The sequence below is a fragment of the Microbispora sp. NPDC049633 genome, assembly GCF_040675265.1.
GTDB classification, from domain to species: domain Bacteria; phylum Actinomycetota; class Actinomycetes; order Streptosporangiales; family Streptosporangiaceae; genus Microbispora; species Microbispora maris.
The window spans coordinates 61,119-75,239 of the sequence record NZ_JBFAOO010000004.1 but is presented as its reverse complement, the minus strand read 5'-3'; the positions used below and the strand labels follow the sequence as shown (position 1 = coordinate 75,239).

At 64.8% G+C, this 14,121-nt stretch carries 19 protein-coding genes; 11 read left to right on the top strand and 8 right to left on the bottom strand.

Annotated features, from left to right (window positions below):
• Positions 1–171 precede the first annotated feature (171 nt).
• The 3 genes from AB0J39_RS02500 to AB0J39_RS02490 all read left to right on the top strand — a co-directional run bounded on the left by AB0J39_RS02500 (position 172) and on the right by AB0J39_RS02490 (position 2,811).
• Positions 172–1,356 (top strand): DUF262 domain-containing protein, encoded by a 1,185-nt coding sequence (locus AB0J39_RS02500; protein ID WP_363461009.1) that lies wholly within the window; start codon positions 172–174, stop codon positions 1,354–1,356.
• Positions 1,353–1,886, top strand: a complete 534-nt coding sequence (locus tag AB0J39_RS02495; protein ID WP_363461007.1) for a HEPN domain-containing protein — start codon at positions 1,353–1,355, stop codon at positions 1,884–1,886. The genes AB0J39_RS02500 and AB0J39_RS02495 overlap by 4 nt, the downstream gene beginning before the upstream one ends.
• A 157-nt stretch (positions 1,887–2,043) precedes the next feature.
• Positions 2,044–2,811, top strand: coding sequence for an NgoMIV family type II restriction endonuclease (locus AB0J39_RS02490; protein WP_363461005.1), 768 nt, complete (start codon positions 2,044–2,046; stop codon positions 2,809–2,811).
• Between the two features lie 77 nt (positions 2,812–2,888).
• Here AB0J39_RS02490 and AB0J39_RS02485 read toward each other — a convergent pair whose 3' ends face one another.
• The gene (locus AB0J39_RS02485; protein WP_363461003.1) at positions 2,889–3,374 is read right to left on the bottom strand and encodes a very short patch repair endonuclease; all 486 of its coding nucleotides are present in this window, start codon (positions 3,372–3,374) and stop codon (positions 2,889–2,891) included.
• Between the two features lie 106 nt (positions 3,375–3,480).
• On the opposite strand from AB0J39_RS02485, the gene dcm reads away from it, so the two are divergent.
• Positions 3,481–4,755 carry a DNA (cytosine-5-)-methyltransferase gene (gene dcm, locus AB0J39_RS02480; protein WP_363461001.1) on the top strand — a complete coding sequence of 425 codons (1,275 nt, stop codon included), beginning with the start codon at positions 3,481–3,483 and terminating at the stop codon, positions 4,753–4,755.
• A gap of 118 nt (positions 4,756–4,873) precedes the next feature.
• Here the strand turns inward: dcm and AB0J39_RS02475 are convergent, their stop codons facing one another.
• From AB0J39_RS02475 to AB0J39_RS02460, 4 genes are all read right to left on the bottom strand, one after another.
• A complete protein-coding gene (locus tag AB0J39_RS02475; RefSeq protein ID WP_363460999.1) occupies positions 4,874–5,683 on the bottom strand; it encodes an HNH endonuclease signature motif containing protein in 810 nt (269 codons plus the stop codon).
• Positions 5,684–5,773: 90 nt separating this feature from the next.
• Positions 5,774–5,998: a hypothetical protein gene (locus AB0J39_RS02470; RefSeq protein WP_363460997.1), complete on the bottom strand. Its 225-nt coding sequence runs from the start codon at positions 5,996–5,998 to the stop codon at positions 5,774–5,776.
• Positions 5,999–6,082: 84 nt separating this feature from the next.
• Complete coding sequence (locus AB0J39_RS02465) at positions 6,083–6,610, bottom strand: 2'-5' RNA ligase family protein (RefSeq protein ID WP_363460995.1); 528 nt, start codon at positions 6,608–6,610, stop codon at positions 6,083–6,085.
• Between the two features lie 116 nt (positions 6,611–6,726).
• Positions 6,727–7,977, bottom strand: coding sequence for a helix-turn-helix transcriptional regulator (locus tag AB0J39_RS02460; RefSeq protein ID WP_363460992.1), 1,251 nt, complete (start codon positions 7,975–7,977; stop codon positions 6,727–6,729).
• A gap of 157 nt (positions 7,978–8,134) precedes the next feature.
• Between AB0J39_RS02460 and AB0J39_RS02455 the strand changes: the two genes are divergently transcribed.
• From AB0J39_RS02455 to AB0J39_RS02435, 5 genes are all read left to right on the top strand, one after another.
• Positions 8,135–8,344: a hypothetical protein gene (locus AB0J39_RS02455; protein WP_363460990.1), complete on the top strand. Its 210-nt coding sequence runs from the start codon at positions 8,135–8,137 to the stop codon at positions 8,342–8,344.
• A 58-nt stretch (positions 8,345–8,402) separates the two neighbouring features.
• Positions 8,403–8,621: a hypothetical protein gene (locus AB0J39_RS02450; RefSeq protein WP_363460988.1), complete on the top strand. Its 219-nt coding sequence runs from the start codon at positions 8,403–8,405 to the stop codon at positions 8,619–8,621.
• An 85-nt stretch (positions 8,622–8,706) separates the two neighbouring features.
• Complete coding sequence (locus AB0J39_RS02445) at positions 8,707–8,919, top strand: DUF397 domain-containing protein (protein WP_363460986.1); 213 nt, start codon at positions 8,707–8,709, stop codon at positions 8,917–8,919.
• Positions 8,920–8,980: 61 nt separating this feature from the next.
• The gene (locus tag AB0J39_RS02440) at positions 8,981–9,400 is read left to right on the top strand and encodes a hypothetical protein (protein ID WP_363460984.1); all 420 of its coding nucleotides are present in this window, start codon (positions 8,981–8,983) and stop codon (positions 9,398–9,400) included.
• A 361-nt stretch (positions 9,401–9,761) separates the two neighbouring features.
• Entirely contained in the window at positions 9,762–10,256 is a 495-nt protein-coding gene (locus tag AB0J39_RS02435; RefSeq protein ID WP_363460982.1) for an NUDIX hydrolase, read from the top strand.
• 62 nt (positions 10,257–10,318) lie between these two features.
• Here the strand turns inward: AB0J39_RS02435 and AB0J39_RS02430 are convergent, their stop codons facing one another.
• Positions 10,319–11,074: an SDR family NAD(P)-dependent oxidoreductase gene (locus tag AB0J39_RS02430; RefSeq protein ID WP_363460980.1), complete on the bottom strand. Its 756-nt coding sequence runs from the start codon at positions 11,072–11,074 to the stop codon at positions 10,319–10,321.
• Positions 11,075–11,209: 135 nt separating this feature from the next.
• Between AB0J39_RS02430 and AB0J39_RS02425 the strand changes: the two genes are divergently transcribed.
• Positions 11,210–12,070 carry a helix-turn-helix transcriptional regulator gene (locus AB0J39_RS02425; protein WP_363460978.1) on the top strand — a complete coding sequence of 287 codons (861 nt, stop codon included), beginning with the start codon at positions 11,210–11,212 and terminating at the stop codon, positions 12,068–12,070.
• A 45-nt stretch (positions 12,071–12,115) separates the two neighbouring features.
• Positions 12,116–12,655: a GNAT family protein gene (locus AB0J39_RS02420; RefSeq protein WP_363460976.1), complete on the top strand. Its 540-nt coding sequence runs from the start codon at positions 12,116–12,118 to the stop codon at positions 12,653–12,655.
• Here the strand turns inward: AB0J39_RS02420 and AB0J39_RS02415 are convergent.
• Both AB0J39_RS02415 and AB0J39_RS02410 read right to left on the bottom strand, forming a co-directional pair.
• The gene (locus AB0J39_RS02415; RefSeq protein ID WP_363460974.1) at positions 12,640–13,467 is read right to left on the bottom strand and encodes an alpha/beta hydrolase; all 828 of its coding nucleotides are present in this window, start codon (positions 13,465–13,467) and stop codon (positions 12,640–12,642) included. The two genes, AB0J39_RS02420 and AB0J39_RS02415, sit on opposite strands and share 16 nt — an antisense overlap.
• Before the next feature lie 9 nt (positions 13,468–13,476).
• Positions 13,477–14,040 carry a GNAT family N-acetyltransferase gene (locus tag AB0J39_RS02410; protein WP_363460972.1) on the bottom strand — a complete coding sequence of 188 codons (564 nt, stop codon included), beginning with the start codon at positions 14,038–14,040 and terminating at the stop codon, positions 13,477–13,479.
• Between the last annotated feature and the right edge of the window lie 81 nt (positions 14,041–14,121).

Here is a 14,121-nt window from a genome sequence, read left to right as displayed (position 1 = left end):
AGGGGTAGGCATAGACGTCGGCAACTGATGCTCGGCACTTCACCCCCGAACGTGACCGCACGCGGCCGCGCGGAGGTCCCGTAAAGTCGGCGCCTCTTCACACACCGCACACGGCGTTTCGCAGCTACAGTATGGCTGCCCCGAAAGATCGCATACAGGAGGTGCCCGGCCATGGCGAGTGCAGAGTCTGACCTGCCTAGCTTTGATGTGAACGAGCTGGAGGAGGACGACTTCGGGGCACAGATCGATGAGTACGACATTGTCGCCTCCCCCAATGATTTCAACACACTGACTATCAATAGCTTCATAGAGCAAGGCGCTATCAAGATTCCCGCCTTTCAGAGAAATTACGTCTGGGATCGCAAGCGCGCCTCTAAGCTTATCGAGTCCCTAATTCTCGGCCTTCCAGTGCCACAGGTTTTCCTATATGAGGAGAAGAGGAACGAATTCCTCGTCATAGATGGACAGCAACGACTATTGACGGTATTCTTCTTTGCCAAGCAGAGATTTCCTCGTAAGGAAAAAAGAAGCATCTTGCGGAAGTTCTTCAATACAGAGGGTGGAATTTCTGCAGAGATCCTTCAGGACGACGAATACTTCGAACCATTCAAGCTGAGCCTGCCAAGCCTGCCGGGCTACAAGGCCAACAAGTTCTCTGGCCTTACCTACGAGACGCTAGGTAATTATCAACGCCAGTTCGATCTACGCCCCATTCGCAACATAATTGTGAAGCAGGTGAGTCCCGAAAATGACAACTCTTCAATCTTCGAGATGTTCAATCGCCTCAACACCGGTGGCGTAAACCTAAATCCTCAAGAGATTAGGGCTAGCCTGTATCATTCACCCTTCTTTGATAAGCTATTTGATCTAAATCAGGACCCAAAGTGGCGTGATCTGTTGGGCACCCCCGAGCCCGATTCACGCATGAAGGACATCGAAGTAATACTTCGTAGTCTCGCCCTACGCGAGGGCACTGATGGCTACTCGGGCTCAATGACAGCCTTTGTCAATCGGTTCTGCCAAACATCGAGGTCCTTCTCTGCTGAGAAGATCAATCAGATCGCGGCAGAGTGGTCCTGGTTTATGCAAATCAACTCGTCTGCTTCTCGCCCTAACTACCGGGCCGGATCGGCACGGTTCAGCCCTCTCCTGTTCGAATCGATCTACGTAGCAGCGCTAGGTCTGCGAGATCAGGGCACGGAAGTCGCTACGATTAATCCGGGCTGGGTGGAAAACATCGGCAGGGATAGGAGATTTACTCAGTACGCCCAAGAGGGTTCAACCAAGACGGCCAACGTGAAGAATCGTCTGGAGGAGACCCTCTCACTACTCGTCGAGCAGGCGGGGCTGCGATGATGACCCCCGTCCAGAGGATGTACGGGGATCATAAAGAGGTCCTTGATTTCCTGAGAGAACAGAATCAAGTCTCACATCACGCAGCGCTTCAAACGACCCTTCCTAAGGTCCTACTTCTAGCGGCCGCTAGCGAGTTCGAGGAGAAGGTGTGCGAGAGCTTGCGAGAGCATGTGCGAGCACATATATCAGACTCGAAGATCCTTGAACTCGTGAACCAGAGAGCCATAAACAGGCAATATCACACTTACTTTGAATGGGACAGCAAGACCAAGACGGCCTCAAAATTCTGGGCTCTCTTCGGGTCCGACTTCAAGGGCAATATGAAGAGATACTGCCAAGAGGATTCGAACCTCACAGAGTCCATAGAGGCCTTTATAGAAGTTGGATCCCTGCGCAACTATATCGTCCACAACAACTACGCTATAGCTACTCTAGAGAAGACGCTGGACGAAATATATCACTTATATCAGCGCGGGCGATACTTCGTGGACGAGCTGCCGCGCTTGCTTAAGCTCAGTTTTGATCAATGACGTCGCGCAACCGCACACGGATGAGCATCTTAGCTGCCCCCCGGTCACCAGAGCGGGCACTCGTCCGCATGACAGCCAAGAGCTATGCAGACTAAACGAGCCACTGCTTCTATCCGCTCCGGATGCAATGGTTTCCCGTCACGATCATTCGAAAGGCATGATGGACGCTCGCTTTGCTAATGACCTTCTTGGCTGGAAGACCAGCAAGAAGGGCCTTGTACCAAACACTGCCGATACCGACAACGCAGCTTCCATGGAAATCGCGGCTGGGGTTCTCGATGTGCTCAGCGTTCCGCGCGGGGTGCCTACCGGGGTGGTGGACCCGAAGAGTGGCCGGCCTTTAGAACGCGCCGTCGCAGATCACTTACGACTAGAACTGCCTAATCATGATCACGCGCGGGAGTGGGACGTACGTGTCGCGCCCGCTTCTATAAGCAGCTTTGTCCAGTACAGCCACCTGAATGAGGTAGACCGCCTCGTCAAGACGAACCCTGAGCTGCGCATCACTCTGGGCCGTGACTACCGCATCAAACCCGACGTTACGGTCGGCCTTCCGGGACGAACCGACTCAAACCTGCCGTTTCTCCACGCCGCAGTATCTTGCAAGTGGACCATCCGCTCCGATCGCGTCCAGAACATTAGGCATGAGAACAATCAAATGATTCGTCATCGGCGAGAGCGCCTTCCCCACCTGGTGACGGTGACCGCCGAACCCTTGCCCAGCCGGCTAGCCGCCATTGCCCGCGGGACGGGAGAAGTCGATGCCGTCTATCACATCGCCTACGATGCTCTAGATCAGGTGGTGCGGGAACTGGCTAGCGATGGGCGTATCAAGGCTGACCAGCTAGACGCCTGGAGAGAGTGCATCGGCCTCGGCCGAGTCCGTCCGTTCAGCGATCTTGCGCCGACGCTCGCCCGATGGTAGGAACGTGCAGGTCGCGGCGGAAGTGCTTGCTATCACAGCCTCGGCCTTGATCACGTTCCGGAGTCGCTGCAGTTCTGTCAGTCACATGCTCTATCGTCGTCCATGTGTTCGGTCTCATAGTTCAGGGCAGCAACAACTGTCTCTACAGCAGCTGTCAGGGACTCATGTTCCCAGAGACGGACAACCCGCCAGCCAGCTGCCGTCAGCGCGGCATCGGCCACACGATCTCGCTCGACGTTTCGGCGAAGCTTGGGTGCCCAGTACCACTCGTTCGTGGTGGGTTGGCGACCGTGCTCGGGGCACACGTGCCAGAAGCACCCGTCGACAAAAACAGCAAGCTTGCGGCCAGTGAAGACGATGTCAGGACGCACTCTCACATCGCCGAGATCCAGCCGGAGGTCCTTGCGGTACCGATAGCCAAGTCGATGCAGAGCACTACGCAGAGCTACCTCGGGCTTGGTGTTCGCCCGGCGATTAGCTTGCATGTTCCTGGAACGGCCCTCGTTGAGCGGCGCGGGGTACAGGCCCCGCGCGTGAGCCTTCTTGCGCGCTTCATCGCTCATGCTTGCAGCACATCCACACCGGTGAGCACCCCACAGTCCTGTGTTCCCCGCGAAGATACAGCTAGTACACGTCCGCGTTGTTCCTGAACCCTAGAGGAGAACCTCCGTGGCTCTTGAGGTCGTTGAGATTTGCGCTGGTGCTGGCGGCCAGGCGCTCGGCCTGGAGAAGGCTGGGTTCGAGCACGCACTAGCCGTCGAACTGGACGAGAACGCCTCTAACACGCTTCGGCATAACCGCCCCCGCTGGGAAGTGAAAACGGGCGACGTAGCCGACACTAGCGTGTGGAAGCCTTCTGAATATGAGGGAGTCGCCCTACTCGCCGGTGGCGTTCCCTGCCCACCGTTCACCATTGCGGGCAAGCAGCTAGGGGCAGCCGATGAACGCGACCTCTTCGCATGGGCAGTGGAGCTAGCAGGGATAGTTAAGCCGCAAGCGCTACTCCTAGAGAATGTACGCGGATTGAGCATGCCTCGCTTCGCAGGCTATCGACAGCATGTTCTAGATCGGCTACGCGAGCTCAACTACGTCGCCGAATGGCAGCTTCTCCATGCTTCCGAATATGGCGTGCCCCAACTACGTCCGCGATTTGTCCTCGTCGCACTACAGGAGGAATTTGCCGATTACTTTCACTGGCCAGATTCAGTCGGCAAACCTCCGACGGTCGGCGAAACCCTTTACGACTTGATGGCATCTGACGGTTGGCGAGGCGCCAAAGCATGGAGGGAAAAGGCCAACGACATCGCCCCGACGGTAGTCGGCGGTTCCAAGAAGCATGGAGGTGCCGACCTTGGGCCCACTAGGGCCAAACGCGCTTGGGCCGAGATGGGTGTGGACGCCCTAGGCGTGGCTGACGCCCCACCGACAGTGCACGACGACCCCGAATTCATGCCGAAGCTGACGACCGAGATGGTTGCGCGCATCCAAGGCTGGAACGATGAGGAGTTCCCATGGTTCTTCACGGGGAGAAAGACCTCTCGGTATCGGCAGATTGGCAACGCCTTCCCGCCTCCAGTTGCTGCCGCCGTCGGCGAAGCGATAGCTGCGGCGCTAAAGAAGGAGGCAGGAACACGCGAACGCAAACGCGACAGGACCCAAGACCCGATCTATCGGGTACTGCGTGACAGCGGTGACTTCATGACCGCCACCCAGATCGTTCGCGAAATTAAACGGACCCTGAAGCCCGATGAGGCGAAAGAATTCAAGCTGGAACAACATGATTTGGAACGCAGGATCGCCCTCCTCGGGCGGGATTTCGATATCGAGATGAGCAGCAAGACCGACGCTATCGCCTACAAGCTAGGCCAGTTCCGCGCCTTTGTTGGCCAGGACGACCACATTCGACATGAGCAGTTCCTGAAGAACAGGGCAAAGATCAGTTAAGAGGAATTCGACGGCTGGAAGGTCGCCGGGCGAGAGTCAATCATGCATGATAGGCCGCGCCGGACCCTCGAAGGTTCTCATGCAGCAAGGGTCCGGCGTACCATGCGATGATGGCAAACTAACTACTATTGCCTTCACGGCTGCCCTGAATCATCTTGCGCAGAGTGTGCTTCAGCTGTTCCTGCTCTCCCTCAGATAGCCGACGGGCTCTGTCGTAAGCAGCATCTACACGGTTTCGTATACGCTGCTTGGCTTGCAGCCACGACAGCAGAATTTCCAGCTCCGACTTGCGGAAGCGTTTCACCTCCGGGAGAAGTTCGGTGAGCGTTTCAGGAAACCCCAGCTCATGGCGTAGTGGCTCATTGCAACGTTTGCACTCAGTCTGAAGGTTATCGAGTTCGACCGATCCGCCTAGATCGCGTGCAACACGATGACCAACGGTGAGAACCGCCTTTGAGTCCGGGTTCTCCGGGTACGGTTCACCGCTCCCTACCCCACAGACTACGCAGCGCCAGCCATCCCGATTGAAGATCCGGCGACGGTCTGCATCGGACACTGCATCGCGCTTGGGCCGTGGTCCTAGGCCCGGATGCCAGCCCTTGGCCTCCAATCGGTAGGTGCCGATAGGAAGGGTTCGATCATCGGTATTTGATGGAATTCGCCAGCCATCCGGCCGAAGCGCTCTAAGACGCCGATTCAGATGTTCGGCATCGTTAGGGACCTCGTCGCCGAGTCCGCGACGTAGGTCCGCCATCGTGAACGTGTCCCCTTCGTTCACGTTGAACGTCAGCCAAGCGGCAAGCTTCCGCTCATCGCCAAACGGCCGACGAGTCCCAGGCTGGTAGCGCAGACGCCACCAAAGCTGCCCATTTGGCGCATAGGCCTCAGCAGGGTAGTCCCGGCTATCGGCCCTGTTCTCCGCAGTCACACGACAATGTCTAGTCTGTCCGGACTGTCAGCACAAATCTGCTTGCGGCACATCGGGCCCTCGTTGCCCTTTCAAACGCATTAATGCTGGTCAAAGCACATCTGACCATTCCGAAGGGAGCTTGAGGTGATGGCCGAAGAGCCTACAAACCTGGCGGAGCGTCGCCGCCGATAGTTCGTGGGTGGCCAGATCGGCGGCCTGACGCGCCAAGAACGCGCCCTTGTCGCGACGCGCCGAGCCCGGAGTAGTGCCGAGGAGCCGGTCCAACTCCCAGTAGGCCGCGCCCAACCGCAGGTAGGCGGTCGCCCGCTGCATATCGATGTATCCCTGACTGCAATGACAGGCATCAGCCGAAAGGCGTCGTCGTATCTGTACGGCCTATGCGGGAAGGTCGAGGCCTCAGTCCGTCTTTACCTTCTGGCGCGCTGCCCCGAACAGCACGTCTGCCAGCGGATGCCAGTTCCAGAGATATTCAGGGCCGTCCTGGCTGACCAGGTTGATGCTCTCGATCCTGACCTCGCACTCCGGTAGGTGACGGCCCAGGGCAGCGATGACGGGCTCGGCGGGCTGGTCCGCGCTGCTATAGGCGACCGTGACGTGCGGTATCCAGGGGTCAGTGCCCAGGACGCCGTCATGGCCCACGGCAGCGCGGGTTGCGGCTCGTACTGCATCGAGCATCGGTTCTAGTGCTTCCGCGGGACGTGCTTCCACGGCGATGGCCTCGGGGTGGTAGAGCACGCGGCCGAGCGTCACGGTGGCGGGCTGCACGTCCGCCAGGCGCTTGCGGGCCTCGGCAATCAGGACGGTGATTTGTTCCTCCGTAACCTCGTCCGTAAGGCTGACGACGAGGGTCGTCAGGTGCAGCCACTCGTACGGCACGGGGTCCAGCCCGCCTATCCCAGCCAGCCGCCGATGGGCCTCGCTCACTATCGCCCGGACCTCTGGATGATCACGCAAGAGGACGTGCCAGTAGATCCGGCCCTTTCCGGGAGGAAGCATCTCCCGTCTCCCCCAGCGGTCGGCCATGAATCTCGGCAGAGGGCTCACGCGTCCTCCCCCGCACCGACTGCCGCCAGGGCGGCAGAGGTGAAGTCGCGGATTTGCTCCCGCAGAGTCGCTGCGATGTCAGAGCCGTGGAAGCGCCGGTCGTCCAACCGCGCGTCCAGCTCCACGAGGTAGTTCGTCACAGTAGACACGCGGAACTCCGGCGGCATGCTCATCACGGGCGCGATCTGCTCGGCAGCACCGTGGAGGTCGCCCATCATCGCGTACGCGTTGGCTGCTCCGAACCTGATCTGCGCCCAGGTGGCAGGGACGCGTGGATCACCCGACGCCCACGCGGACTCCGCCATACGAGCGGCGTGAAGAGCCTCTTCAGGATTGCCGGCCTGCAAAGCGACCGAGAGCGCGTACAACGCCTGCCGCGGGCGCGGGCACGACCAGGGGGAGACGCCGGAGTCCAGTGAGAGCCGGGCCTCGGCGGCCTCTTCGGCACGCCGCAAGGCTTCTCGCGCCCGTTCCTTATCCCCGAGCAGACCTGCGGCGTTGGCCTCCTGGCTGGCGAGCAGCACTCGGAGCTGTGTCGGCGGGCTGCACTCGTACCCTCGCCGGGCCAGGTCGGCCGACACCGCGAACCGTCCCCGCCATCGTTCGGTCTTCGCCTGAGCACTGAGCGCGGCGGCCGGGCTCATGCTGGCTTCGTCGGCGCACACGGCTGCGGCCGTGCCGTGGCTCAGGGCGGAGACATTGCGGTGCAGGTCCCCGAAGAGGATGCAGGCGTGGGCCAGCAGATCGGCCTCGATGCGGAACAGTTCGCGGGTCTGGCGAAGCCTCTGCCTGCCGCCTGACAGCAGCGCGCGAGTGTGCCGTTCGAGGCGGACGACATCAGACAGCACACGCGCGGGAGGGACGTGCGTGTGGCTCTCACCGAGGCGTTGCGTCTCCTCCGCGAGCATGCCGATCGTGCCGTCGCCTACGTTAGTCTGCTCGACCCAAGCGACGAGGTCGATCACATCGTCCTCGCGCGTCGGGACATCGATCGGTTTTCCGAATAGTTCCGCCTCGGTGAGCCCGAGGGCTCGGGCGTACAGGACGCGGTAGGGATCGCCTGGGCGGTTGTGTCCGGCCTCGTAAGCCTTGATCCGGCGGATCATGGTCTCGCGGGAGGGCAGGCGGGGACGGATGTCATCGTCGGCTGCCTCGACCAGGCGGCGGGCCATCTCGCGCTGGCTCCACAACCGGTTGCGCCGCTCGGCGCGCAGCCGTACGGCCCATGCGGGTAGGTCGTCGCTCATCGCCTGCACCTCTGCTCGGATCCGGGGGTGATCCCTGGGCGCCCTCAGTTTCCCTCATCCGCACCTGTGCCGGGAAGGTTACGCAGCGCTGTCATAGCAGGTAGCACCGAACGGGGTCCGGCACAGGGACCCCTGATCAGGAATTGAGGTCCGAGCTGTGACAGACCGGAAAAGCACCACGCCGACCGAGGGCTGGCGGGTGATGACGAGCGATCGTGGACGACTCTGGGCGACCCGCGAACGAGCTTTCCCCTCCGCGGCCGAGGACGCGGGCGCCGCCCGGACTGTCGACGGCGACGATCTGGCCGAGCTCTGCCGGGTCATCGCCGAGCAGGAGAGCCTGGCCGCTCTTGCCTCGGCTTCCTGACAGCTGTCCCGGGCTGCACGTGGCGCCGGAGCAGCCGGGCTGCGTCGCGATCGGGTGGATGCGTGAGACCGGGCGCACTGTCCGGGCCCGAGTCGTGGCGCACACCTGCGACCACTGCTCGCCACTGGCCTACGAACTCTGCGCTTCCGGCGGGCTGCTGTTCGTCCGCCGTACGGACCGGACCGACAGCACGCCGGAGATCCGGGAGACCGAGCGGCTGCCGGACGCGCGGGCGCGCCGGTTGTGGCTGGACGTGCTCCTCGGCCGCGCCCGATGAAGCCCAATCCGATGAAGGCCGTCCCGATGAAGACGCCCGCCCGGCGAACCCGTCGAGGTGGGACCACCGAACAGGAAGGAACGCGATGGACCTGTACGACCACGATCTCGCCGGAGCGCGCTACCGGCGGCTGTGCGGCGGCAACCAGCAGGAGGAGGACATGGAGTCGTGCGTCGAGCTGGCCCCGATTCCGGGCGAGGCCGACGCCTTCGCCCTGCGTGACAGCAAGAACCCGGATGCCGGGACTCTCCGGTTCACCGGTGCCGAGCTTCGCGCGGCCGGCCTGACCACACTGTAGGAGCACGGTGGCCCCTGCCCGGTGATAGCAGGCGGGGGCCACCCCCACTGTACGGAGCGTCATGCACCTGCACTGCTACCTGTGGAGTGGGATCGGGGCAGACCTGCGCAACGAGGCCGAGCGACGGCCGCCGCTGCCGCCCGCCGACCCCGGCCCGTTCACCGCTTCCCCGCTGCCGCCGATGCGGACGTGCGACTGGCTGCTGAAACCGGCCCGCCGGATCGACGCCTCTCCGGCCGCGCTCGACGACGCGCTCGCCTGGCTGGCCGAGCACTACCGGACAACGCAGAGCGCCTTCCTCCGCCCGGCCGACGAGGCACGGATCGGGCTCGACTTCCGGCTGGAGACCGCCCGCGAAGCGCTCCACAACGGCGTGGACGTGCAGTGGGGCATCTGGCTGACCGGCGGCCGGTTCCTCACCTGTGGCGTGGTCTGCTGCTCCCCCAACCGCCACGCCGCCTACCGCTGCCCCGTGTCCTGATTCATGAGGGACCCCTTGCTCGGCATCGTCGAAATGATCAGACTGAGCGGCATGCCGCGAATGACATCGAAATCATCGACATCCAGCGGTGGGACGCACGTCTGTTCCGGAACCCGTCCACGGACGGCGCCAATGGCAAGTGCAGTGCGCATGGCAAGAGCTCCTGTGACCGCCCGGCCGTCGCCTATGTCGCCCTCTCCGACGCGGGCACGGACCGCAAGGAGTGGGGCGCCTGCGACCAGTGGCTCGCCACGAACGAAGACGCGGTCGAGTATCTGAGGGCGCATCCCTGGATTGAGAGCGTCCAGCAGGCCCACCATCGCGGTCACGGTTCGGTGAGCCCTCATAGTGCCGGAGCGTCATGAGCGACTCTGCGTCATTCCTGGCCTACGTCGCCTCCGTACCGCGCCTGCGCGCCGGGGCAGGCGCATTGCTTCGAGACAACGAGGGGCGGGTGCTGCTCGTGCACCCGGTCTACAAGGACGGGTGGGAGATCCCCGGCGGGATCGTCGAGGCCGGGGAGTCTCCCGTCAGTGCCGTGCTCCGTGAGTTGCAGGAGGAGCTGGGCATCGCGCCTCCGGTGGTTCAGCTGGCATGCGTCGACTGGGTGCCACCGGCACCGCCGTGGGACGCCGGGCTGATGTTCGTCTTCGACGCAGGCGTGCTCACCACCTCCCAGATCGCGGCGGTCCGCCTGCCGCCCGTGGAGCTCGACGACCATGCGTTCGTTCCTCCCCCGGACCTCGACACGTTCCTGCCGCCCGGCTTGGCACGGAGGATGAACGCGGCGATCTCGGCGGCGGACGCCGGCCGGACCGCCTACCTGGAGGACGGCCTCGTCCGCCTGCTCGCGTAGCTCAGATCCTCAAGGCCGGCGCGCAGCGAATCGAAGGGCTCCGAGTCCGCTCAAGCTCGCGGTCAGGCTCCGCCGGTCACTTTGATCGCCTGTCCGGTGATGCCGGTGTTGGCGGCCGAGCCCAGGTAGACGACGGCGTTGGCGACCTCGGCGGCGTCGAGCAGGCGGCCGATCGGTGCCAGCGCGCTGTAGTGCCCGCCGAATCGCTCGGCCATCTCGACGTTGGTCTCGGTCCTGGTGAAGCCGGGCATGACGACGTTGGACAGGATGTCTCCGTCCTTCCCGAGCCCGAACGCGGCGGACCTGCTGAAACCGTGCAGCGCCGCCTTGGCCGCGCCGTAGTACTCCCCACCGGGCATGCCGTCGACCGCGACGCTCGACGAGATGTGCACCAACCGGCCCCATCCACGCTCCCGCATGGACGGCACGACCGCCCGGCTGAGCCGCAGCGCGCCCTCGACGTTGGCCCGGATCACCTTCTGCCACCTCTCGTCCGGCACGGCCTCGAAGGGGAGATTCGGCTCCGGCTCGGCGGCGCCCCAGTGCACGGCGTTGTTGACCAGCACGTCGATCCGGCCGGACCACTCCAGCACGGTCTCGACCAGGCCGTAGGCCGAGCCTTCGTCGTCCAGCGCGTACGGCGCGACGAGCGTGCGTCTGCCGATCTCCTTGGCGAGCAGCTCCGCGCCCGCCTGGGCCTGGTGATAGGTGAGCACCACGTCTGCCCCTTCGGCGGCGAACCCGCGGGCGATCTCGCGGCCGATGCCGCCGGAGGCCCCCGTCACGATGACCGTACGGCCGGTGAGTCCCAGATCCATGTCGACTCCTCTAGTCAGTGAAACCGTGAACAGGACCGAGGATCCGGCGACGGGGACCGCCGGAGGGAGACCGGGCCGAGACTGGCCCCCGCAGGGCCACGATCGGGAACGAGGCCACTCGGTAGCCTGCGAGGCGTGAGCGACAACACCCTGGGCGAGTTCCTCCGGGCCCGCCGCGAGGCCGTCACCCCCGCCGAGGTCGGGCTGCCCGGCGGCGGACGGCGCCGCACCCCCGGCCTACGCCGTTCCGAACTGGCCACGCTCGCCGGGATCAGCGTCGAATACCTCACCCGGCTGGAGCAGGGGCGTGACCGTCACCCCTCCGTGCCCGTGCTCGCCGCCCTCGCCGACGCGTTGCGCCTGTCCGCCGACGACCGCCTCCATCTGCTCCACCACTTCAAGGCGGCCGACGGCGCCGGCCGGCTCGTCGGCCCGTGCCAGGGACCGCCCACGCAGTCCGTCCGTCCCACCATCCGGGCGCTGCTCGACCGGCTCGAACCCTCCCCCGCGGTGGTGGTCAACCGGCTCGGTGACGTGCTCGCCCACACGGACGGCTACGAGCGGCTCATCGGCCCCATCGGGTTGCTGGACCGCCGGCCGGCCAACCTGGTGCGCTACGTCTTCGCCGATCCCCGGGCCAGAGCCGCCTATCCGGAGTGGGACCGCGTCGCCGACGAGCGGCTCGCCGGCCTGAAACTGGGCGTCTCCCGCGAGGACCCGCACATCGCGCATCTCGTCGACGAACTCACCCTCGCCGTCGGCGCCCCCTTCACCGACCGGCTGACGTCCCCGCCCGGCCCGTCCCGGCGTACCGGCCTCGAACGGCTGGCGCATCCGGACGTGGGCGAGCTACGGCTGTCCTACGAGACCCTCGGCCTGTCCGGCGACGACAGCCAGCTCCTGATCGCCTATCTCCCCGCGGACGACGTCACCGCCGCCAGGCTGGACCGCCTCACCGGCCGCCACCCCGGCTCCCTCCGCGCCGTCACCGGATGATGATCTTCGCGCTAGTGTCGAAGAGCATCGACGGGAGGCGGCACGGTGAGCGCACGTGAGGTACGGCTGCGGCCGGTGACAGAGGACGACCTCGTCATGTTCCGGCGATTCGTCACGGAGCCGGGATTGATCGGCCTCGACTGGGCGGGGTTCCGCGACGCCCAGGCCCCGGCGCGGCGCTACGCCAAGGACGGCTTCCTGGGCGAGGACGACAGCAGGCTCATCGTCGAGGCCGATGGCATGGCCGCGGGCTTGATGAGCTGGTCGGCGCGGGGGTTCGGGGTCTCCCGATACTGGGAGATAGGGATCGCCCTGCTTCCGGACTGGCGTGGCCGCGGCATCGGCTGGCGCGCCCAGGCGATGCTGTGCGACTACCTGTTCACCCACACCCCGGTCGAGCGCATCCAGGCGGTCACCCATCCGGAGAACGCCGCGGAACAGAAGTCGCTGGAGAAGGCCGGATTCACGTTCGAGGGCGTCTTACGCGCGGTGGAGTTCCGCGCCGGTCAGTGGCGCGACGGCTGGATGTACAGCAGGCTGCGCAGCGATCCTTACCCGCCCTTACCCGCTCAATCCTTGAGCTGACCACCGTGACCCCGCTCGTCCACTCGGTCGAGCCATTCGGTGACGAGCGCGGTGAACAGAGCGGGCTGCTCGTGCGGCAGCGCGTGGCCGGCGCGGTCCAGGACGGCGTACGTGGCGCGCGGATACCGCTCCACCAGCTCCCACGGGCCGGCGTACCCCACCGTGGAGTCCTGGCGCCCGGCGAGGATCAGCGTCGGGCCCGTGTACGGCGCCGCGCCCCCGGGAACGCCGCTCAGGCGCCATCGGTCGAGCATCCGCCCGAGGCCGTCCCGGTCGACGAGGGGCAGGGCCGGAGCCACGTACTCCCGGAACCGCTCCACGGTGGCGGGCGTCTGCACCACGAAGTAGTCCAGGAACTGGCCCTGCTCGGCCGGGTCCAGCGCGTCGGCCACGTCGGCCGAGGCGTGCAGCACCGCGTGTGCGGGCACGTCACGCGCCTCCTCGCCGAGAGGGCAGATCAGCGCCAGCCCCGCGACCTGCGACGGACGGCGGTCGGCGACGGCCGCGGCGAGGTACCCGCCGAAGGAGTGGCCGGCGATCGCGAACTCCTCATCGCCCACGACGGCGTCGACCAGGCCGAGCAGGAGGTCGAGGACGTCGTCGGAGCCGCGCAACCAGTCCGGCACCGGAGTGCGTCCCATTCCGGGCAGGTCCGGATAGACGCGCCGATACCCGGGCCGGTCGCGGAATACCGGCTCCAGCGCGCCGGCCATCTCGCGGTGGTCGACGCCCGCGCCGTGCACCGCCACCACGGGGAGCCCGCTTCCGTGCTCGGCGTAATGCACCGCCACGCCGCCGACCTCTGCCTCCATGCCGTCAACCTAACGGGAGGCGAGCCACTGCTCGCGGGTGATCGCGTACTCGACCTCGCCGAGGTCGCTGCCGGGAAGCGGCTCTTCCCAGTCCGCGTGGAACGTACGGACGTACCGCATGCCGATCGCGGTCATCGTCGCGCGGGAGGCGGTGTTGACCGCCATGGTTTCGGCGAAGACGCGGGTCAGCCCGAGGTCTTCGAATCCGTGGCGGAGGAGCTCGCGCGCGCCCTCGCTGGCCAGGCCCTGGCGCCAGTAGCGCCGCAGGAGCCGGTAGCCGAGCTCGGCCTGTCCCTCGACCGGGCCCTGGTCGGCACGCGCGGGCGGCTCCAGGATCCACCAGCCGACGAACCGCCCGTCCACGAAACCGGCCCAGAAGCCGAGCCCCGGCACGCGCTCCGCGGCGGCGAGCCGCCGGCGATGGAACACCTCGACCTCCTCACGGGTACGCGCTCGGCCGGCGAGGTAACGCATGACCTCGGGGTCGGCGTCCAGCTCGATTTCGTGTTCGAGGTGCTCGTCGGACAGCGGAACGAGCTCGATGCGGTCGGTGCGCAGTTTCGCCTGAGACATGAAACGCATTCTTGCCCTCGCGCCGCTCGCCGGTCATTCGCTTTTCCCGCAGGTGGCCGCCGGGCGGCGCACCAGAGCGAT